Raw genomic sequence first — 20,955 nt, forward strand, 5'->3', positions numbered from 1 at the left:
CCAGCCCGCGCGGGGCAGGACCGCATCCACCGGCGGAATCGCCTGACCACCACCCGTCGCCGACCCCGGGGCTCGAAGCCGCCGCCGGCTGAGTGATGTCGCCCAGACGCGCGCCGCCGGGGATGGGCCACCGCCAGCCTGGAGTCGATGTGGAGGCGGCCCCGGAAGCCGAAGACCGCCCGGGAAGGGAAGGCGGAATCGGCCGGGCATCGTCTCAGTCGGCCCGCGGTGCCCAGGAGGAGGCATGGATCGCAGCTGTGCGCCCGCATGTCCAGGCCACGGCCAGGCCCGAGACGGCCACTGCGGTGAGCCCGGCGCCGAGCAGGCCCACGGACATCCAGCCGCCCTTGCCCAGATTGATCATCAAGCCGCCCAGCAGGGCCGCCGCTCCCACTCCGACGACTCCGACCGCCATCAGGGGCAGGGCGAGGTTGTACAGGGCGATTCGCCGGTAGAAGCCCCGTCCGGTCTGGTACGAGGCCAAGGGGCCTAGCGCCTGCGACTGTTCGATGAACACGCCCGCAGCTCCGAGGGCGCCCGCGGCCGCCAGCGCCGCGATGCCGAGGAGCCCGACGTCCAGCAGCCAGCGCACCTGGGCCGCCTGGGCTGCCGATCCCAGGTACCAGGACTGGCCCGGCTGCGCGGTCATGGGGCCGATCAGGTGCCGGTACGCCGCCTGTTCGACCGCGTCCACGCCCGCCGCACCGTCGCGGTTGACGACGATGAACCCGAACAGGGCCTTGTCCCCTTCCACGGGAGCGCCGCACGCGCACACCGCGACCGGCGGGGCGGGCAGCATCTCCCGCGATGCGAGCACGTCCCGGCCCAGCGGCGACAGCCCGGCGAACGACCGCTCCACGCCGACGGGCTCCGTCGGACAGGCGGTGACGGCGCCGAGCGCGGCCAGGCTCCGGCAGGTGCCGGTCAGTCGCAGCCCGGCCCCGCCCGGGTCGGGGGAGTACCGCACCACTCGGTCGGCGCCGAGGGCCGCGACGAACCCGTCGGCGGTGGCGGGGATGTTGCGGGACCTGACCTGGATCAGCGCCCCGCCCGCGGCGTCGTGGCGGGCTCGGGCGGCCTCGGCGGGTCCGGCGAACTGGGTGGTGACGACCTGACCGATGACGATGATGCCGAGGCCGACGACCAGAGCCGCGCTGAGCCGGGCCAGCGCCTGCGGCCGGGCCGCGAGCCATCGCCCCGCCACGATCCGCGCGGCGTCCCCGCTCCTGCCGCCGCTGCGGGCGAGGCGCCCGCCGATGAGGCGGGCCAGCCGGGCGGTGGCGTAGGGGAGGACGATCAGCGCGGCCATGGCTCCGACCGCGAAGGCGACCTTCCCCTCGGTGTGCCGGTGCTCCGACCCCCACCCCGCCACCACGACGGCGCAGACGAACACCACCCCCGGCCACCGGCCACCTCCGGCCGCGCCCGGGCGGGCCGGGGCCGCCCCCTCGCGCCGGCGGCGGACGAGGCAGCCGGCCACGCTCACCCCCAGCAGCACGGCGAACGTCCCGGCCGCGCACAAGGGAAGCCACACCAGTGCGGCCCGCAGGTCCTCGGCCCACACCCGGTAGCCGGTGAACGGCAGCACCAACGAGGTCACCGAGACCGTCAGCGCCGGCACGCACCCGCCGAGGATCCCCCACCCGAGTGGCCGTGCGGCCTCCGCGGCCACCACGACAGCCCGGCCCCGCACCGGGATCCCGAGCGCGTCGAGGAGCAGCAGGCGCCGTTCGCGCACCTCCGAGCGGCTGCGGGCCGCCACGAGCACGAGGGCCACCACGGGCACTCCCGCGATCAGCGCCACGATCAGGTAGAGCTCGGCGAGACCCCGGTCGAACTGGTGGGAGCTCACGAAGAACATGTGATGCTGCCGGTTGCCGAATCCGGAGATGAAGGAGGTGGGTTCGTCGACCTCGTCGAAGAACCCGTCCACGGCCGGGTTGACGTACGCCACCAGCTCGGTGCCGTCGGCCAGGCCCGCAGGGGAGATCCTGCCTGCCGGGCGCCCGTACCGGGCCGGGGCGGCCTCCGCGAGGGCGGGGGACAGGAAGGCCTCGCCGGGCTCGGGCCAGCGCGGGAGACCGGGAGGCGGGTGAACGGCGGGGGCCAGGGGCCTTACGTAGACCACGGAGACCGCGCGCTCGCCCACCGCGTCGGGACGTTCCCACCAACGGGCCCGGGCCGCGTCCGCGGCCACCGGGACCGGGTTGCGGGCGGTCATGCGGGCATCCCGCCGGTCGTGGACGGTGTGCGCGGCCACCACGCCCCATACGGTGACCAGGGCGAGCAGCGCGGCGAGCGTGAGAGCCGCACGGTGCGCCGACCCGCCCCGGGTACGGGCTATGCGCGATCCCAGAGTCCACAGGAGACGCGTGCCGGTGCCGCTTGCGGACGTCACCGGGCGCCCTCCAGCTTCCCGTCGGCAAGGGTCAGCACGGCGTCCGCCCGCTCGGCCACCGCCGGAGCGTGCGTGACGACGACCAGCGCGCACTGCCGCTGTGCGGGCAGGGCGAAGAGCAGTTCCGCCACGGCCTTGGCCGCCTTGCCGTCCAGGGCTCCGGTGGGCTCGTCGGCCAGGATCACGTCCGGGGAGCCGATGAGCGCTCTGGCCACGGCGAGGCGCTGCCGCTCGCCACCGGACAGGGTGGCGCTGGCAGACGTACGCCGATCCGCGAGTCCGAGTTCCCCGAGCAGCTCCTCGGCCCGCCGGTACACCTCTCGGGGGTGCGCCGAGGACATGAGCGCGGGCAGGGCCACGTTCTCCAGCGCCGTCAGCTCGGGTAACAGCTCGCCGAACTGGTAGACCATCCCGACGTGGGCCAGCCGCAGGGCGGCACGGCGGGAGGGGGAGGCGGCGGTGATGTCGTGGCCTGCGACGGTGATCCTCCCGGCAGCCGGGAGGGTGATTCCGGCGAGGCAGTTGAGCAGGCTGGACTTGCCGCATCCACTGGGTCCCGTGACGGCCACGCTCGTGCCCGGCGGCACGTCGAGGTCCAGTGCGTCGAGGATGGTCCGGCCGTCCACCTGGTAGCGCAGGCCCCGTGCGGACAGGGCTGCGGTGGAGGTGACGGCGGCGGGGCGGGGTGAGGACACGGCTTCTCCTTGCGGGCTTCAGCACGACCGGCGGCGGCCCGGGCACCGCCGCCACCGGTCGAGTCTGTCCTAGTAGCGGTACTCCCAGGCGGACCAGGCGTCGGGAGCGAAGTCGCGTATCTGGTGGGCCTGGTGGCGGTAAATCAGGTCGGTGGGGAAGGTGGCCGAGGTCTCGCAGTTGCCCTTCCCGCTGTAGACAATGACGTTTCCGTGCTGTCCCTGGTCGCGGTAGTAGTTGCTGGCGACGGCGTTGCCGTCGGCGTCACCGTCGCACGCCATGACGCCCGCCCAGCCGGAGATGGCGGTGGAGCAGCTGTTGTACGCACAGACCCTCGCCTGGGCCGAAGGTGCGGCCACGGCGAGAAGGGCCGTACTGGCCATGAGTGCGGCCAGGATGCCGGCACGCTTTCGCATCGTTCTCCTTCTGGTTCTGAAGGTGCTGAGATGGGGAGGTAGGGAGCAGAGAGGGCATGCGGATACCTGCTCGCTGCCGTGTGCTGCGTGGGCGGCGGCGGTGTCGCCGACAAGTCTGTACGACATGTCGATTACGGATTGCGGAAGCACAGATCACGTGGCCGCTGCCGGTGCATCCGGGACGATCGGCGATGGGAGATTCCCATGATCCGGGCATGACGACTCCCCAGGACAGCGCATCACCATCCGTCCCGCCGGCTGGGGGCTAGTACCGGTACTCCCAGCTGGACCAGGCGTCAGGGGCGAAGTCACGTATTTGGTGTGCCTGGTGGCGGTAGACACGGTTCCAGGCGACTGCGCCGGATTCCGCGCAGTTGCCCTTGCCCCCGTACGCGACAACCTCGCCGTGTTCACCGTTGTCCCGGTAGAAGTTGCTCGCGACGGCATTGCCGTCGGCGTCGCCGTCACAGGCAACGACGCCCTGCCAGTCCGAGTAGGCGCTGGAGCAGCTGTTGTACGCGCAGACCTTGGCCTGGGCAGCGGGGGCGGCAACAGCGAGCAGGGCAGTGCTCGCCATGAGCGCGGCTAGGAGGCCGGCGCGCTTTCGCATCTTTGACTCCTTCTGAAGGTGCTGGGCACGAACGAACAAAAGGGCAGGTGCGGTGAACAGCCACCCCCAGCCCGTTGTCGGGCGGGGCATGACCGCCAACGAACCTCGCACGGCCATTCGAGTTGCGCAAGCGAAGATCGCATATATGGCCACGCCCGAGGCTCCGAGACCGTCCTTTGACCGAATCTGCGCTCGTGGATCTCACCGTTCCGCCAGCCGACCTCGACCGCGTCCATGCGGCGGAGGTCCCCCGTGCTAACAGGCCTCATGTACCGCCGAACGACTCGGACCCCGGCACCGAGGCCGGCACGAACCTCACATGAACGGGGTCGGCGGCGACCACTCGACTCGGCGACAGGCGATGAGGTGGGGAACCCGGCGCCGCTGATGCTGCGGCATCTCACCGAACCTGCGCGGCCGGCCGGCCCGGAGGCCACCGCCGCGGTCCTGGCGGAACTCGACCTCCTGCTCCTCGACCGGCTCGCCGAAGAGCCCGACGACCGGCCCGGTTCGGCGGGCGAGGTCGGGGTACGGCTGCGCGCGATCGGCGCAGGGGATTTCCCCGTGTTCCCCGCGACCGTGCCGGTTCCATTGGCGCCGATTCTGCTCGACCCGGCGGCCCCCTCGACTCCTCCCACCCTGAGCGCCCCGACCGCCCTACGGCCGTCCCTCCGACTCCCTCCGCGGACGAGGCGGCCGCCCCCCGCCGGGCCGAATTCCGGCAGTACCTGCTGCGCCGTCGCGCCCGGAGCCGCACGTCCACCAGGCGACCGAGGCCGCTGTGGCCGCCGTACTCGCGAAGTTCGGCGGGGCTTCGGCTTGCGCGACTGGATGGAGGAGTTGAAGCGGACGCGCGTCTTCCCAGCGGAGTGGCTGCCGCTCCAGATCCACATGGCCGGCTGGTCAGTCCCGGACGAGACGATCGTCCGCGCCTGGCCGGCCGACAGCCTGGGAGCCGTCCTCACCGCATTCGAGCTCGCCGGTCTCGGTGACGCCGCTGACCACATCACTGAAGCGGCGGCCCCCGACTCGGCGCCCACGAGTTACCCCCCGCTGGTAGCTGGAATGCGAGCAGCTGGTCAGGACCGACGACTCGACCGCTGCTGAGCACACTGGCCACAGGCCCCATGGTCGGCTCACCACCGGGCAGATTCCTTCCCGGCGCCTTTCCCGATGCCGCCCTCATTCCCGCCCCCGCCGCAAATTCTGCTCGCCGCCGCCCAGCTCGCCCGGCACGACTGACCTTGCCGGCACCCCGACTCGACTCGGGCAGAGAAGCCATCGCGGATGGACTGCACGGCTTCTGTTAGTGGCCTCTGTCAGGATGCCTCGGTCAGCATCGTGATCAGGAGAGACCATGGGTACTTGGGACGTCGGCCCCTTCGACAACGACACCGCAGCGGACTTTGGCGGTGACCTTGATGAGGTAGCTGCAGGCGAACGTGAGGGCATCGTCCGGAGTGCTCTCACACGTGTGATCGACACCGCGGCTTACCTCGAAGCACCCGAATCCGAGGTAGCCGTAGCCGCGGCCGTGCTCGTCGGGGCGCAGTGCCCCGGGGGTGAGCCGGCCGATCCAATCTATGGGCCGGAAGAGCCCCTCCCGGATCTCACTGGCCTGCGCGACCTCGCTCTTCAGGCCCTCGACCGCATCATGACCGAACCGTCGGAACTGATGGACCTATGGGCCGAGTCTGATGGCGGGCCTTGGCGCGCGAACATCCGTCGCCTGCAGAACGTGCTCCTGCCAAAACCATCGGGAGAACAGCTCAGCCTGGTTTGACCCACTCCGACCCGCACCCGTCCTACCGGAAGGTCACTATGAGCTGGATGTCCTTCTCATGCGTCTACCCGCCGATGTCACCTCTGTGCACGAGATCCCCGCTGACTACACCCCGGAGCCGCTCGGCCGGCGTGACGACGTACTCGCAGCTGCTACTCAGGCTTGCCCCGAAGCTGACCTCTCGGACCCAGCCTGGGGCGAGCTTTCCGGCCCGACTTGGTCCGTCGAACTCAACATCGGCTCGCAAGATCCGGTGGACTCGATCATGCTCCACATCCGGGGCTCCGGCGGCGACGTGGTGACGGACGTCTTCCGTCTTGCCGAGGCTCTGCGGTGCGAAGTGCTCGACTGTGCAAATGGGGACCTGATAGCCCCTGGGCAGACGTCAGGCTGGGAGGAATTCCAGGAGTACCGGGATCGAGCGCTCGGATCCTCTCAGTGATACCCCCTGGTCGCACCACTAGCATCCGGCCCATGCACAAGGTGACCTCGGACGAGTTGCTCGCTGCCCAGGACCGTTCGTTCGGGATGGACGCCGCACCGGTTCCCGCCGCACCTGCCGGGAGCGGACCGAGCGCCCCCCGGACGGTTGGGGAGAAGATCGACTTCCTGGTGCGGCACGGCTATGGGGAGCAGGCGGCCCCGTCCGACGCGGAGATCGCTTCGACGGTCAGCAAACATGTCGGCGCTACCATCACCGCGGACGTCATCGCCGGCCTGCGCGCCGGACACATCACCGATGTCTCGCCTGCGGTGCGCGAAGGCCTGGCCCATGCCCTCCAGGTCGACGTCGAGCTTTTCAAGGACGACGCGGAGTTCAGCCCGAGGGCCGGCGAGTTCCTCGACGCCGTGCGGTTCCTGGCCTCGATCCGGCAGGGGCAGATCCTCGCCCTGTCCGCCCGAGGCAACGCCGGTGGGCTGTCGGCCGAAACCATGGCCAAGATCAACGAGATTGTGGGGGAGCTCAAGCACAGACTGCCGGACGTGCTGGGGCCGAAGTAAATCGGAGGGCCGGACGACACCGCCTGCCACATCGAAAAGCCGGGAGGTTCTGTCCAGCCCCTCCCGGCTTCCCCGCACTTCCAGTGCGCCCGGCCGGCGGCGTCGGCACCCGGGGGAGCCACCGCGAGGTCCGGCTGAGTGTTGCTCCTCTGCGTTCCTCGGAATCTGCGAGCCGGCCGTGGGACCGGGTCAGCAGGCGTCGGTCAGGGGCACGCCCAGCAGGTCTTCGAGCCGGGAGACGGTCTGCTCAGGCTGGAGAGCGTGCACTCCCGAGAAGCCGAGCTTCTCCGCCGCCCGTACGTACTCCTCGGTGTCGTCGACGAACACGCACTCTTCGGCCGCCATGTCCAGGAGCTTCAGCATGACCTCGAAGATCTCCGGGTCGGGCTTGCGCATTCCGTGGCACTCGGAGATGACCACACCGTGGTAAAGAGTCTCCAGCTCGTAGCCGTCGTAGAGGTTCCACGGGGTGAGCCCCACCGAATTCGACAATATGCCGACCTTGATCCCGGCCCGCACGGCTGCGGCGGCCGCGTCGATCAGAGTCTGTTCGGGCCGCAGGTCGGCGAATATCCGGCCCATCAGGTTGTCCGGCGAGACCCCAAGCTTGGGGGCGGCGGCTTCGTTCCAGTCGGTCTGGGTGAGCGTGCCGCGTTCCAGCTCGTGGGTGAGTCGAACCCCTTCGGGATCCATGTACAGCGCCTTGAGGCACGCGCCCCTCGCCAGCCCCTCGCGCTGCTCGAAGGCCAGCACGGCCGGCAGCAGCGGTGTGGTGAGCACCCCGCCGAAATCGAGGACGAGGCCGCTGCGGTGAGACATGTGAAACTCCTGAGAAATGAGGTTTGGGGCGCGCGCCCGGGGCGTTGGGCACACACCCCTACGATGGGCCGGCAACTGGGTCGTGGGCGCCGGCAGCTGTGTGGGGCTGTGGGTCCGGGAAGAAAGGTGTTGCGCCTACGCTGCGCGGGAGCTGTCAGGCGCGGATGAAGGACTGGACCACGCGTGCGCTCGGCTTCGGGGTCCGGTCGCGGTCGAACAAGCCGAAGGGGACGGTGTGGCCGTCCAGCCATTCGTAGTTGTCCACGCCGGTCCACAGGTGCACGCCGGTGATGTCCATGCCTCCCGCCATGGCGGCACGGACCTGTTCCAGGGCGGCCGGAAGGTACGCCGCCCGCTGCGCGTCATCCTTGTCGCCGAGGCCGATCTCGGCGACAAGGAACTTCTTGCCGGGCAGTTCGGCGTGCAGGCGGGAGAGGACCTCGCCCAGGCCCGGCGCCCAGCGGGCGTAGCCCTGGGGGCCCACGGGGTGCCCGGCGGGGTGGGGCAGGAGGTTCGCGGACGAGTCGACCGCGGCGGCGAAGTAGTAGCTGAAGCCGTACTGGTCGAAGGCGTCCTCGTAGCGCGGGGTCCGGGCCAGGTTCAGCCAGGTGCCCCAGAGGACGGCGTCGATGAGGGCGGTGACTCCGGCGGCGTCGGCGCTCGTGTCCGCCGGGTGCAGGGAGACCAGGGCTTCGTTGGTGGAGGTGGGCTTCCCGGTCTGACGCAGACGCAGCGCGGCCTCGAATTCCGCCTGGTGGACGGCCTGCAGGACGGTGAGGAACTCCTCCTGGGAGGTGTGGCCGGGAGGGAAGGTACCGCGCAGGTAGGCCTTTTCCGCGTAGCCTGCGGGATTGTTGACCGGCATCCAGCCGTCGACGAGGTCGCCGAAGGTCTCGGCGACGAAGTCGACGTGCCGCGCCCAGGCGGCCGCGGCCTTCGGGGCGAGGAAGCCTCCGTCGGCCGCGAACCAGACGGGCAGGGCGGTGTGCAGGAGACACCCCCACATCCTCAGTCCGGCCTGGCCGCCCGCCTGGAGGATCTCCCGGTAGTGCTCGACGGCCCGCTGGTCGCGGTGGCCGGGCGACGGCTCGAGCCGGGCCCAGTCGAGCGACATCCGGTGGTCGCCGAATCCCCAGTCGGCCAGGAGGCGGAAGTCGGAGGCATACAGCTCGTCGAAGCCGTTACCGGAACCGCTGCGCGGAGCCTTGCCGGCCTCTTCCCACGCCCACCAGTTGTCGGCCGGGGTCGCGCCCTGGCTCTGGGTGGCCGAGCTAGCCGTTCCCCACCTGAAACCGGGAGGGAATTTGACGGGGCCGAGGCTGGACGAGGTCATGGTGGTGCTCCTGATCGGTCTCGTCTGGGTGGTCACATGTGCATCGGGAGACGCCGCGGCACGCGGGCCATCTACGGTGACCAGTGCACCGAAGGGGGGACGCACTCCCTGAGTTGATCTTTTTTGGAAACGTATCACCGCCCGAGCAGTGCCTTCGCACAAGTGTCCGTGACTCCGCGCCGGCCGGCGCCCGGAGAGGTCTCGGGAGTGGTCGGGCGGACGGGACCCGGCCCTCAGGCCGCCCACGCCTCGGCATCCTCCAGGAGCTGATCCGCCCGGTCCACAGGAATGCTCGAGTAGACCTCGCTCACCCTTGCCAGCCAGGCCGCTTCGCTGTCCGAGTCGGTGAAGGGCTTTTCCTGCAGGGGACGTACAGGACGGTGACTCGGCTGCCGGGTGTCGGCCGCCCTCATGGCCGTCTTGATCCAATACGCCTCTGCCGCCGGCTCGGGGTCCGCATGCGACTCCATGGCCTCCTCCGCAGCCCACAGCAGCCCCTCCGGAGCGTGGTAGCGGAGCCTCTCGCAGGCGTCGGCGATGTCCTGGGTCCATCGGTCCAGACGAAGGTCGTCGGGCCCGTCGACGCGCAGGCACGCGGCGGTGTCCATGGCGATCAGCGCGCGGGGCATCACCGACGGCGAGGACGACAGGGTCAGGGCGTCGTCCTGCGCCCGGTACGCGGCGCGGGTGTGGCCGAGCAGCGTGTACGCCTGTGAGGGGTGGACCGCGTGCTTCTGGGCCGGTACCCGAACCAGGTGTCTGCCGACTCGGCGCCTTCCAGCTGCTCGGCCAAAGTGCGGACGTCGTCCACCGCGCGGCGGGCGCCGGGGAGTCGCCGGTGGCGGCCAAGGCGCAGGCGTTGACGGCGGCCGCGCCCGACGGCGGGCGCCGGCCTCCTGGCGGGCCTGCGTGGCGATGCGGGCGGCCTGCCCGGGGGCGCCGTAGTTCAGGCTGACCATGGCGTGCCGGCCGAGGACCCAGGCGGTCATCCGCCGGTCTCCGGATTCGCGGGCGGCCTTCGCCGCGGTCGTGCGCGACGACCGCCACCAGGCCGGAGATCCCGGCGGTTGTACGCGCCAGGATTGATCTGCGCGACACGGGGTGTCGCAGCGCGCCGCAGCGGCCGTGGCCGCCGGGGCACACTCTTCCGCGTGGCTGCGGGCTCCAACTATGGTTCTGGGCGATGTCGGCTCGGAAGAGCCACCGACATTCCGGAGGCAATCAAGCTGGATGCCACTTACTGATGCCACGCGCGAGAGACACCTGCCGAGTCGATGGGAGGTCGCTACATACGACACAGGTGCTAACCTTTACGAATTTTCTAGATATGACTAGACCTTCAAGAAAGACTCCCGACGGGAAAGCGAGACTTCAATGACTATGCTAGATCTTGCGAGTTCTCTTGAGCGTTGGCTTGCAGCCAACGCTCCAGGGGATTTAGAGCGACTCAATCCGCCCGCCTCTTCGTTCGACATCGCATCCATCTCAGAAAACAGGTTCCAACTTCACCCGGAACTGGCGTCCTGGCTGACCACCCATAACGGAGTGCATGCAGACCGAGGGTTCACAGGCCCAGGCGGATTTATTCCTGGCGGATACTTCCTTCTCGACGCGGAGGGGATGAAGTTCGGTCAGCGAGACATGGAGAAGGAAGTCGCGTGGAGCATTGAGGACGACAATATCGATTTCGTGGTCGGATCTGTGGCACATGTGAGGTGGATTCCGATTGCCATAACCCATGTCGGCACACAGTTGGTTGTAGACCACCGAAACGGAGATTCTTTCGGATCCATTCTCGAAGTAGATCCGGACTTGGAGCTATGGGGGGTGCGGCGATGGGATAGCGTTTCGCAAATGCTAGAATCCACCCTCCGCTCTCTCACCGACGGCACTCCCATCCAAGATGCGACCGGACAACCTTTGATCGCAGAGATAGTTGAGGGTCGGCAGGGATCTCGACATATCGAATGGCGGTAGAAGATTGATTAGGGTGAGATCCAATGCGAATCTCACCCTAATCAATTCTAACTCCTACGGGTGGGGGATACAGACACTATCTACGTTGCAGCCTTCATATCCCGGGACTTCCAGGTAGAAGGCTCGCGTGTCCAGGACTCGTGCCTTCGTGTAAAAGCCCGAGAGGCCGGGTCCACGGCCCGCATCCATATTGTCCTGGCCAGGCATGGCGGCCCTGCCGCATATCTCCTGCCAAGTCGGAGGATCTGTCCTGTCATCCGTAATCAGTCGCCACGTGTTGTCGCTTTGTACCTGGGCGTAAAGTTGCACACACGACCCCCCATTTATCAAGGGAAGCCAGCTGCCGCCGCTTTCCTGGCTGGCAGCGAAGGGGAACTCGTCACACTGGATTCGGTTTCGCGCGTCTGGGGTCGCGTCGTTATGAGGAGTCCAGGCGTAATCGCCAGTTCTGTTGCAGATCGTCTCTCTGTTCTGCCTCGCCATTCGGGCGTCCTTCAGGCGATGCATCGGGGTTCCATGCGCCTTACTGCCTGGATGCGTGGGTAGCTTTTCGCGCATCACCCAGTAATAGGCCGCGGCTGGCGGATACCTGTTGGTGTCTGCCTGCCAAGTGGGAATATGTTTTCCGAAGACACACCCGGTCGAATTTGCCACTGCGACCCCATTATCGCACTGAATTTCATCCCAGAATGTCCAGCTTGGAGCTTTGGTTTCTACGGCTCCAGCCGCGTCAGGGGATGCCGCACTGAATTTCAGTACAGTTCCTCTATCCAGGTCTTCGAATGTCCCTGACACTGGCTTGGTCCAGGCGAATTTCCGAGTTGCGCTGGCCCAGTGAGTATCGGACGAGCCAGTCCAGGTGGTAGAGCCGTTCCATGCCCCATCGAGGGAGCTACTGCAGTTTGTTATGCAGAGAGCATCCCAGTAATCAAGCGTTACAGCCCCGAGAGTTGGCGAAATGGACATGGGGCTAATGAAGGTTCTCTGATAGAACTCGGCCGAGTTGCTCACCACGGTTTCTTCACGAACCATGAAAGCAGCCGTTCCTACTGTCTTTCCATCCTTCTCCCAGCGGGTGAGAACCGCCAGTTTATGGCAGCCCTCACGCCGCGTTATGGTGTAGCCGGTGACACTAGGATCGTTACACCAGGAGACGAGTGGGTCATCGCTGCCGGCCGTGGAACTTGCGCTGGGTGATTTAGCTGGCGACGTCTTGTACTTGCCCAGATCGTAGTCGAGAGTGACACACTGCCGCACTTTTTTGTTAGTGGTATCTCGGCAGTCTTCAGCGGGATTCTGCCCGGCTGAAAGATTCGGGGAATCCTTCCTTGCTGCCGTCGGCCCTTGGGGGATCGGCTGCTTCTGCTTGTCGTTGTCGACAAAATCTGGTTCAGGAGCGCTGAGGTTTTCGGCGGGGATAACGATATCAGGCAGCATGTTCCATGTGCCGGGTTCGAATGCGACAGCGTCGAACGCTATATCTTCATCCCCCGTCCCGTCTGAGGTGATGGTCGTCAACCGAACCTCGGGAACGGAACCCTTGAATCTGAATGCCCCCAGACTTATCCAACGATTACCAGAACCAGGCTGTTCAATTACCCTCTCCCTCCAGCCATTCTTGGTGTTGATTTCATAGCGTGCCTTTTTTGCATGCGCCCCGTGGTCGGGAATGTGGACGTAAATTTTTGCGTCGCTGTTCAGGGTCTGGTTGAGCTTCCAGGTCCCAGTGACCTTCATACGATCGCCTTCGGTCCCGGCCTGCCGGGTGTGGGCGAACCAGAAGTGACCGCCGTATCCCGCACCAAGCTGCTGAAAATCGATCTTAGCGCTGGGTGTGGCGAAGTCCAGGGAGAAAGTCCCGCTCGTGGCCTTAGGAAGCGAACAGCCGGGGCGGGATATTGGTGTCCCATCTGCGACGTCGTCCACGATAAGCGCGTTGGCGGGTAGACCTTGAGTGGTGCAGTTGGGCGGATAGGCCGTGCCGTCCGCCTCTTCCGTGTAAGTGTCATTGAAACGCATGACTTCTGAGCCGCACTCTGCTTTAGTTGTGCAGTTCTTCCAAGTCACCGGCTGATTCCACCAGCACTTTAGGTCTGAGCGATTGCAGGCGCCCAGGCCGGGATCGTTCTTGTCGTCGGGGCCGATCTTGCTGGGATCGCAGCTGTTGGCGGCAGTGCAGAATAGACCCTCTGGCGGTTTGACCGTAGTGCGCATGGCATTGCTGTTCCATGCAGCGGGACGGAAGCCGACCACCATGTTCCCTGGGGATTCCAAGGCTTGCAGGGGCCGGGCTGCCCAGCCAAGTACCTTTTCTTGATATGGCCAATCTTGCGGGTGCCTGGCGTCCGTGTAGTCGTTTCCGCCGGATATCGCCCCTTCAAGGAAGGGAGTGCGATTTGCTTTCCAGAGCGGGTTCGCGGGGTTGTTGGTGAATCCAACACCCCAAAGGCCGTTGTTGCTCGCAGCTGCAGCCTTTGGGTAGTAGCCGGAGTTGTAGGCCCATAAAGCATAGAACCAATTCTCCAGATACTTCGGGTCGCCATTGTTGACCTTCAAGCCGTCGGCATTCGTCACATTCCACTTATCCGCGAGGATTCGCTGGCCGGCAGCGATGTTCGCGGCATAGTCGAGTGCTGCGGCTTCCTGCTGCAGTGTGGTCAGCTGCGACTCACCGGGCTTTTCCTTGCCGTGCATGCGCATGCCGTCGGTGATCTGCGTGACCCCGTATCCGCAGTCGGCTTCAGCCCAGTTGATTGCCCATGGGTCGGTCTGTTGGCCGCTGGCGGCGTACTTGATGCCGTAGTAGTTGCCGACCAGTGGGTTGCCGGTTACGCCGGGCACAACCACACGAGAGGCCTGCCACATATTGGATTCCTGGGCAGTGATCCCCAACAGCACCTGTGCCGGAATCCGGCCGCCGCCGTTGAGCCCGAGCCGTGGGAACAGAGTCTGGGGCTGGTAGGCGGACATCCCCAGGTTCTTCCAGTTCGCCGGCCGGGAGATGTTCTTGTCCAGGGTTCCGTTGACTATCTGGTCGACGGCCCACTCCACCTGACGTGGTTTGGGCTGTATGGCCTGCTTGGCAGGGTTGTTTCGGGGCACCGCGCAGTAGCGCTCGGGCTCGTCGGTGGCTTCGTTCGCAGGAACCGTGGTCAGAGCCGCCTTGGCTTCTGGGGCTGCGGGAGCGGCCGGCGATGGTGGGGGAACGGTGAAGGTGGCCGTTTTACCAGAATTCAGCACCTTCACGTCGATTTCCGTCGGCTGCAAGTGGGAAGTCCGCGGCGTGCGAGGGTCTGCCCCGGCATCTGACGTAACTCTTGTAACGAGCGCCTCACCCCGGGTGGTGGCTATCGAGCCTTTGGGGACGTCCGCTCGGTGGGTGACCGTAGGAGGCAGTTGTCCCGCAGTTTTGGTTTCCCCAGTGATGAAGACCTTGCCCCCGGCGCTGGCCGAGAGATCCATCCGTGCCAGCTTGCCTTTAGCCAAGAGCGACGGCTTGGCCTTCGCCGTATCGGTGTGGGAGATGTCCTGAGCGTTGACCCGCTTGACCTCGCCCTGCTCGGCCGATCCGGCGGACCGGTCCATGAAGACCACGCCACCGTCAGCATCCGCGGCCAGCCCGAACGGCACCTTGTTGGTATGCGCGATGGCAGCGGTGTGGCCCTCATCATCGATCCGAGCGAGCCGGGCACCATCAGCGGCGACGATGTCCTTGCCCACAGGAATCGCGGAGGTGACCTGCCCAGGCAGCTCGATAACCTTCCCGATCCGACCTGCCGAAGCATCGACCTTGAGCAATCGGGTCGCGTTGTGGGTTTCGCCGCCGGCTTGAGTCAGGACAACCGTCTCGTCCTTCCCACAGCCGGGGTTGAAGTAGGCGAGGGAGGCTTGCCGGTCAAGCTTGGTCACCTTCCCTGAGTCGAGGTCGACCACTGCAGTAAACGCCCCGCGGGCCATCAGCTCGGCTTTGTTGGTGAACGTGCGAGGAGCGTACGCGACGACGGCACGCTTACCGGATCCCGTGACGCAAGCGTTGCCGATCCACATGTCCGTGTCGTCGAGACCAGACTCGGACAGGATGGCGACAGTCCGCCAGGAGTACCCGTCCTTGCGATCAGCAACCAGGATATGGAATCCCGTGGCATCTCCACTTGTGGCCCAGGCCCGGTCTTTGGAAATGCGCCAGTCGCTTCCAAGAACCGCGTCGCGATTCGAATTCGGCACGGAAGTGAGGTGAGGCCTATTGGCGGCCTCGGCGCTCGGATCAGATTGCGCTGCTGCGGGTGCCTGTAAGAGGCTTGTACTGAGAGCAGAGATCGACAGCCCTATTACTAGTTTTGGGACGCGTTTTTTTATTTTCACTAGAACAAACCCTAGAGATTGGTCACACAGGGAATGGCTGGATTCGCTAACGTTTGGAGCTTGCCTTGACTGCTCACTACAGGGCGGTAAGGTTTATCCTATCTGGCGGCATCTATTTGATTCTTCAGGCAGAAAAATCGTGTGTTGGCGAAGGCTCGCCCTTTAGGGGATTGCGCTGCCGCTACGCCTCGACGCCGAAGCGGATGTTCGAGCACGTGCACACTGATTAGTGCGCTCGAACATCCGCTAGATCAGCTCAACGCAGCTGTTCTGGACCAAGGCCTGGCTTCGGCATGCAGAGTCAGGAGTCCATGAATGAACCGATTTCAGTACCTCGCGTTTGAAGCGTTATCGTTTTTCAACTCCGTGAGAAGGTTGTCTGCCGGCCAGTAGTCGCCACAGTTCGGGAGGAACTCCTGACTCAGGCCGTTATAGCCAGAGCTGAAATAAATTCGATAGTGTGCCGAGCATTCTGCATTCGACGCCGACGCGGCGGCATTCTTCAGTTCGCGGCCCGATCCTGAACCGCCCCGGCATGTGTTGTAGAGGTTGGACATCAATCCAGAATTGAAGACGAATCGAACCAGAACTGCACCATTAGGAGAATATCCAAGATGGTCATATATGCTTCTATTTGTGACGAAGCATGAGCTTGTCGAATACCATGTCTGCTCGCCTCGGCTGTCGTAGTACATGGCGAAGCAGTAGCTGTTGTTCGCGGAGGTGCATTCGTCGGACTCGTACGACGTTGCAGCCTCTGCTGCAGGCGCCGTGAAGAATGCGGAAATTAGCGCCAACAAAGCCGCGAACGCTATACGGGATATTTTCGATATCATCTGTCAGTCCTGCATCCTGTAGGCCTGGACGGCCTTGTTTGCTACGTAGTTCTTCTCGCTCCGCTCATTTTCAAGCTTGGGTGCAACCTTCGCTATTTCCTCCCGCTGCTTAGATTCTTCATTCTTGTGCCAGAAGTCGACGAGCTTCGTCTCTCCCTTACATTCGACGTCAGCTGTAGCGATTTCAATTTCACGGGCACTCGGAGAGGGGGAACCTACTGCGACTCCCAGGGAGGAGAAGTCGTCGAGGGGTGTTTTGATCTCGAACCCACGCTTTTTCATGCATTCCGACCATTGTGCTACCACCTGCTTTACCGATACATCCTCCTTCGCAGCCGCGAAGGCACGACCTTCTGCGTTTGCAACTTCAGGAGTCTGTGGCACCGGGAACATACGCTTAGCTTCACCGCGGCATCCACCGGGCGGAATTTCCTTGCCCTTATAGGCCCCGTCGGTTACTTCAGCTCCGGTTCCGGTGAAGACTGATTCCTCCGCACCTTTCGCCGGCTCCCAGCGCGGGGGCTCAGGAGTTTCCGGCAGGTGGTACCCGCGCTTCCTGACAGTTTCCAGGTCGGAAACACCATATCGGCGGCCCATGTCAGAATCTGCTGCACCGACGGCTACCTGGCGCGACGGCGCCGGGGGATTGAATGTCTTGAAACCGTAGCGAGCCATGCAGGAACGCCACTGATTCTGCGTCGCAACCTGCCAAGCATATTGCTCACTCGGCGTGCTGGAGTATCCATCAAGGGGAAGGGTCATGCCTTGTGCCAACCCCTTGGTTGGCGCCGCCGGTATGGACTCGAGAGCGAGGCGTGGAGCTCCCACAGGAGCTGGCTCCGCAGGCTCAGCCTGAGCCCCCGTTCCGCATGCCGCGAGCACTCCAATAAGGACAACAGCCCCGGCGGCCTGAAAGTATCGGCTCAATTTGACCCCATCGTTGGGTGACTTCAGTTGGCCATAGACCGTATTTCAATTCAAAGTTTATGTAAACCTGCAATAAATCAGTTCAAATCGGCACGAGGGGGAAGTGGTGGCTGATTGGCCTGGCGTGGATGAAACGTGTCAAGTGTGGTCATTGCGGGAAGCTAAAATCAGACAAACCAACTTATAATATTAATAAAGGAATGTTGATGAAAGGGTGTCGATTAGGCTGAATTCTGCCACCGTAGTGCGTGCGAAAAGGACAAAAGGGTTGGCCTTCACTCGCGTCAACGCCAGTACATGGGAACGGTCCTAACAAGTCGCCACCGTTCGGACGGTCCGGATTGGGGCTCCGCTCAGCGCGGCACCACCGCCGCACTGCGGCGCCGCGCCCGGTTCCGCTTCGACCTCGGCCGGAACGACCTGACGCTGTCGGGAATCTTGGAAATGGCGTGGTCGCGAGGTGGTCAGACGGCGCTGGCCGTATAGGTGTTTCCTCACGTCAGCGGCTTGATGGTGCCCCGTGCAGAGAGTCTGGCGACTGTGCCCGTGGTCTGTGACCGTTCTGCGAACGGATCGTTCGTGGTGATTGTGGCCAGTGCGGTAAGCGTGGCTGGCGGGACCGCGTGGCTCACTCGTTCGTGGTTGCTCCCGCGGGAACCAACCCTTACGCAGGGACTCCCGGTGGGACGGTGATGCCTCCGACCTTGGGAGGACTCGATGTGTGTGCACCCTCGTTCCGGTTTGGTGATGGGCCTTGACCCCGGGTTTTGGACACCGGAGAGACTTGGATCTTGATGGTCCAGGAGAACGGAGTCCCCGTGGGGATGAAGCATTACCCTGCCGAGTTCAAGGCGGACGCGGTTGCGTTGTACCGGTCGAGGCCGGGAGCGACGATCAGGTCGGTCGCCGGTGATCTCGGGGTGAACACCGAGACACTGCGGAACTGGATCCGGGCCGCCGACGGGCGCCGCCCCGGCTCTCACTCGACGCAGACGGTCGCCCCGCGAGCCGACGGTGATGATGTTCAGACGGAGTTGGCCGCAGCGCGGAAGAGGATCCGCGAGCTGGAGGAAGAACGCGACATTCTCCGCAAGGCGGCCCGGTATTTCACAGGGGAGACGCGCTGGTGAACCGCTGCCAGTTCGTTGAAGACCACCAGCGCCGGTTCGGCGTCACGCGGCTGTGTTCGATGCTGGGCATCTCTCGCTCGAGCTTCTACTACTGGCGCCGCACCGCAGCAGCCAGGGCGGCCCGGCAGATCGTCGAAGCCGGGCTCGCTGCCCGGATACGCAAAGTCCATCAGGACTCCGACGGCACCTACGGAGCCCCCAGGATCACCGCCGAACTCCGCGACGAGGGCGAACGGATCAACCACAAACGCGTCGCGAGGATCATGCGGACCATCGGGCTCGAGGGAGTCCGTCTGCGCCGCCGGCACCGCACCACCCTCGCAGACCCGGCCACGGCGAAGGCACCGGACCTGATCGGACGTGACTTCACCGCGGTCGCGGTGAACACGAAGTACGTCGGCGACATCACATACCTGCCGGTCAGCGGCGCGAGGCTGCTCTATCTCGCGACCGTAATCGACCTCGCCTCCCGCCGGCTGGCCGGGTGGGCGATCGCAGATCACATGCGAACCGAGCTCGTTATCGACGCCCTGGCGGCCGCCGGGCGAACCCGCGGCAGTCTCGATGGAGCGATCATGCACACGGACCACGGGTCTCAATATACGAGTCGAGCCTTCGCCGAAATCTGCAGGTCAGCAGGGGTCCGGCAGAGTATGGGAGCGGTCGGGTCCAGCGCGGACAACGCCGCCGCGGAAAGCTTCAACGCCGCCTTCAAAAGAGAAACACTCAAAGGCCGCAAGGCCTGGCCGAGCGAGCGCGAGGCCAGGCTCGACGCCTTCCGCTGGCTGACCCGATACAACACCCGCCGCCGGCACTCCCGCCTCGGACAACGATCACCGATCGCCTACGAGAACGCCATCCAACAAACACCAACTACCCTGGCCCAAGCCGCATAGACGTGTTCAAAATCCGGGGTCAAGGCCCGTACCGGACAGGGAGACGAGCACACCTGCCGTCTCTGCCTCCAGGTCCCACCCAACCTGCCGGCGCCGTCCTCTCTGGCCGCGGAACAGGACCGGGTCATCGAGCAGGTCACGGAGACCGAGGAACTCATCGCCCGGAGCAGCCACCGCCTCGCTCAACTCCATGCAGCCTTGGCTACCCAGACCCAGCACCGGACAGACCTCGGTGCTCAACTGGACCGAGCGACTTCCACTTACATCACCGACCAGGCAGACCGCATCCGAAGCGTCGCCGCCCAGCAGGCCCGACTCGAGGAGCACCTCGCCCGCCTGGACGACGGCCTGGCCGTCCACGACCGGCTAGCGGGACAGGCCGAACGCGTTGCGGAACTGGAACGCGAGCAAGAAGATCTCAACAGCAAAATCGACGCCACCCGCCACAGCAACCAAGCCGTCAGCGAACGCCTGCGGAAACTCGACGACGCCTTCGAAGCAGCCGTCCGCAGCTTCGACGCACCCCGCTTCGACGGCGAGCCAGGCTCCTACATCAACAAGAAGACGTACATGCCTGTCGTGGACTGCCGCCCCTTCGCTGACCTGCAATCGCAAGGCGTCGAGGTACTGGTCAACGTCGCCCACGTCCTTGCGCACCAACACGTGGCACTCAACGACCCCGATATCCCCTTGCCCAATCTCCTGATCATCGACGGCATCAGCAGCAACGTCGGCCACGAAGGTGTCGACCTTGAACGTCTGCGCAAGATGTACGCCAGCCTCCTGCGCACTACCACCGAACACGTCGACCGTCTGCAGATCATCGTCACCGACAACGACTCCCCTCCGATCGAGGGCATTCACCGGCCGCTGGAGCTGTCCGACACAGACCGACTCGTCCTCATGCCCCCTGCCGAACCCCGTGACGAGCAGCCTGCAGACGCACCGCCAGGAGAGGAAGCCAGCGCCTGACGACCGCAGCGGGGCCGCACAGGAACACCCTGTCCGGCCCCGCTGCGCGCCGTGCGGCTATGCCCAGCGCATTCCGACCTTGGACAGCTGCTTTACCCGCTCCGGGGTCAGCGAGGCGGCCCGGCTGCGCTGGTTGTTGATCCATGACCCCAGCCGGAACTGGAGTTCTGCGCCGTCTTCGGAGAGAACGGTTTCGACGTGCTTGCGGGGCACGGTCAGGTGTCCCTCGCGCTCGAAGAACTGCTGGGCGGCGCCGAGGTGGGTGGTCCACTTGTCGGCCTGCGTGGGGCGCGGCTTCGGCTTCTCGTCCTCGGTGGCGGGCTCGACCCCAGGACCTGCTCGCACATCCACTGCTGCACCCCGGTGAGCTGGTCCCAGCCGTACCGCACCGAGGTCACCCACCGCCCGAGGTCCTCGCCCTGGCGCACGACCTGGGCCGCCTCGGTGGGCAGGGCCTCGCCCGTGTCCAGGTGCTGCCGGACGAGGTGAAAGGAGCGCTGCCACGTCACCGGCCAGCTCGGGCACCAGGAGGGGTCGATGTCCTCCAGCTGTTCGCGCCGCTTGTTCGTCAGCGCGCCGGCCGACGACTCCACCGGCAGCCCCTCGGCACGCCGCTGCTTGATTTCGGCGGCCTTCCTCGCTGCGGCTCGCGCGTTCTTCAGCCAGATGCCCACCGCCGCGCCCTGGAAGGTGGCGTCCAGCGCCGCTAGGGCGTGTCCGCAATGTCATTTCGGCAGCCAGAGTTGTAGGCAGGCGAGGGTGACGAGGGCGTTGTAGTGGCGGGCTCGTTTGTCGTAGCGG

At 65.4% G+C, this 20,955-nt stretch carries 15 protein-coding genes; 4 read left to right on the forward strand and 11 right to left on the reverse strand.

The genetic code is table 11. The features are described 5' to 3' along the window. Nucleotides 1-214 precede the first annotated feature (214 nt). The 4 genes from ACFYYT_RS34145 to ACFYYT_RS34160 form a co-directional block, all read right to left on the reverse strand. Entirely contained in the window at nt 215-2,398 is a 2,184-nt protein-coding gene (locus ACFYYT_RS34145; RefSeq protein ID WP_351827224.1) for a hypothetical protein, read from the reverse strand. Then, a complete protein-coding gene (locus ACFYYT_RS34150) occupies nt 2,395-3,093 on the reverse strand; it encodes an ABC transporter ATP-binding protein (RefSeq protein ID WP_351827221.1) in 699 nt (232 codons plus the stop codon). The genes ACFYYT_RS34145 and ACFYYT_RS34150 overlap by 4 nt, the downstream gene beginning before the upstream one ends. 69 nt (nt 3,094-3,162) lie before the next feature. Beyond that, the gene (locus tag ACFYYT_RS34155; RefSeq protein ID WP_351827218.1) at nt 3,163-3,507 is read right to left on the reverse strand and encodes a hypothetical protein; all 345 of its coding nucleotides are present in this window, start codon (nt 3,505-3,507) and stop codon (nt 3,163-3,165) included. 265 nt (nt 3,508-3,772) lie between these two features. Further along, nucleotides 3,773-4,117, reverse strand: a complete 345-nt coding sequence (locus ACFYYT_RS34160; RefSeq protein ID WP_351827215.1) for a hypothetical protein — start codon at nt 4,115-4,117, stop codon at nt 3,773-3,775. 1,357 nt (nt 4,118-5,474) lie between these two features. Here ACFYYT_RS34160 and ACFYYT_RS34165 point away from each other — a divergent pair. Both ACFYYT_RS34165 and ACFYYT_RS34170 read left to right on the forward strand, forming a co-directional pair. Continuing rightward, a complete protein-coding gene (locus ACFYYT_RS34165) occupies nt 5,475-5,900 on the forward strand; it encodes a DUF4259 domain-containing protein (RefSeq protein WP_351827210.1) in 426 nt (141 codons plus the stop codon). A 474-nt stretch (nt 5,901-6,374) separates the two neighbouring features. Beyond that, nucleotides 6,375-6,902 (forward strand): hypothetical protein, encoded by a 528-nt coding sequence (locus tag ACFYYT_RS34170; protein WP_351827208.1) that lies wholly within the window; start codon nt 6,375-6,377, stop codon nt 6,900-6,902. Between the two features lie 189 nt (nt 6,903-7,091). Here ACFYYT_RS34170 and ACFYYT_RS34175 read toward each other — a convergent pair whose 3' ends face one another. The 6 genes from ACFYYT_RS34175 to ACFYYT_RS34200 form a co-directional block, all read right to left on the reverse strand. Then, on the reverse strand, nt 7,092-7,721 hold the full coding sequence (locus tag ACFYYT_RS34175) for an HAD-IA family hydrolase (RefSeq protein WP_351827205.1): 630 nt from the start codon (nt 7,719-7,721) through the stop codon (nt 7,092-7,094). A gap of 154 nt (nt 7,722-7,875) precedes the next feature. Continuing rightward, nucleotides 7,876-9,054 carry a family 1 glycosylhydrolase gene (locus ACFYYT_RS34180; protein WP_351827202.1) on the reverse strand — a complete coding sequence of 393 codons (1,179 nt, stop codon included), beginning with the start codon at nt 9,052-9,054 and terminating at the stop codon, nt 7,876-7,878. A 233-nt stretch (nt 9,055-9,287) separates the two neighbouring features. Then, nucleotides 9,288-10,043, reverse strand: coding sequence for a DUF6545 domain-containing protein (locus ACFYYT_RS34185; RefSeq protein WP_351827200.1), 756 nt, complete (start codon nt 10,041-10,043; stop codon nt 9,288-9,290). Nucleotides 10,044-11,085: 1,042 nt separating this feature from the next. Further along, the gene (locus ACFYYT_RS34190; protein ID WP_351827197.1) at nt 11,086-15,255 is read right to left on the reverse strand and encodes a hypothetical protein; all 4,170 of its coding nucleotides are present in this window, start codon (nt 15,253-15,255) and stop codon (nt 11,086-11,088) included. Nucleotides 15,256-15,719: 464 nt separating this feature from the next. Continuing rightward, the gene (locus tag ACFYYT_RS34195) at nt 15,720-15,950 is read right to left on the reverse strand and encodes a hypothetical protein (protein WP_351827195.1); all 231 of its coding nucleotides are present in this window, start codon (nt 15,948-15,950) and stop codon (nt 15,720-15,722) included. 282 nt (nt 15,951-16,232) lie between these two features. Continuing rightward, on the reverse strand, nt 16,233-16,991 hold the full coding sequence (locus ACFYYT_RS34200) for a hypothetical protein (RefSeq protein WP_388610432.1): 759 nt from the start codon (nt 16,989-16,991) through the stop codon (nt 16,233-16,235). Between the two features lie 983 nt (nt 16,992-17,974). Here ACFYYT_RS34200 and ACFYYT_RS34205 point away from each other — a divergent pair. Beyond that, nucleotides 17,975-19,182, forward strand: a protein-coding gene (locus tag ACFYYT_RS34205; protein WP_351827256.1) for an IS3 family transposase whose coding sequence is annotated in 2 segments (ribosomal slippage) — nt 17,975-18,272 and nt 18,272-19,182 — 1,209 coding nt in all. Because the reading frame shifts where the segments join, the coding sequence is not laid out codon by codon here. A 198-nt stretch (nt 19,183-19,380) separates the two neighbouring features. Further along, nucleotides 19,381-20,154, forward strand: coding sequence for a hypothetical protein (locus tag ACFYYT_RS34210; RefSeq protein WP_351827191.1), 774 nt, complete (start codon nt 19,381-19,383; stop codon nt 20,152-20,154). Nucleotides 20,155-20,211: 57 nt separating this feature from the next. Here the strand turns inward: ACFYYT_RS34210 and ACFYYT_RS34215 are convergent, their stop codons facing one another. Continuing rightward, entirely contained in the window at nt 20,212-20,499 is a 288-nt protein-coding gene (locus ACFYYT_RS34215; RefSeq protein WP_388610435.1) for a helicase associated domain-containing protein, read from the reverse strand. Nucleotides 20,500-20,955: the final 456 nt, after the last annotated feature.

It is taken from the genome of Streptomyces sp. NPDC002032 (assembly GCF_042890765.1).
Classification (GTDB): Bacteria; Actinomycetota; Actinomycetes; order Streptomycetales; family Streptomycetaceae; genus Streptomyces.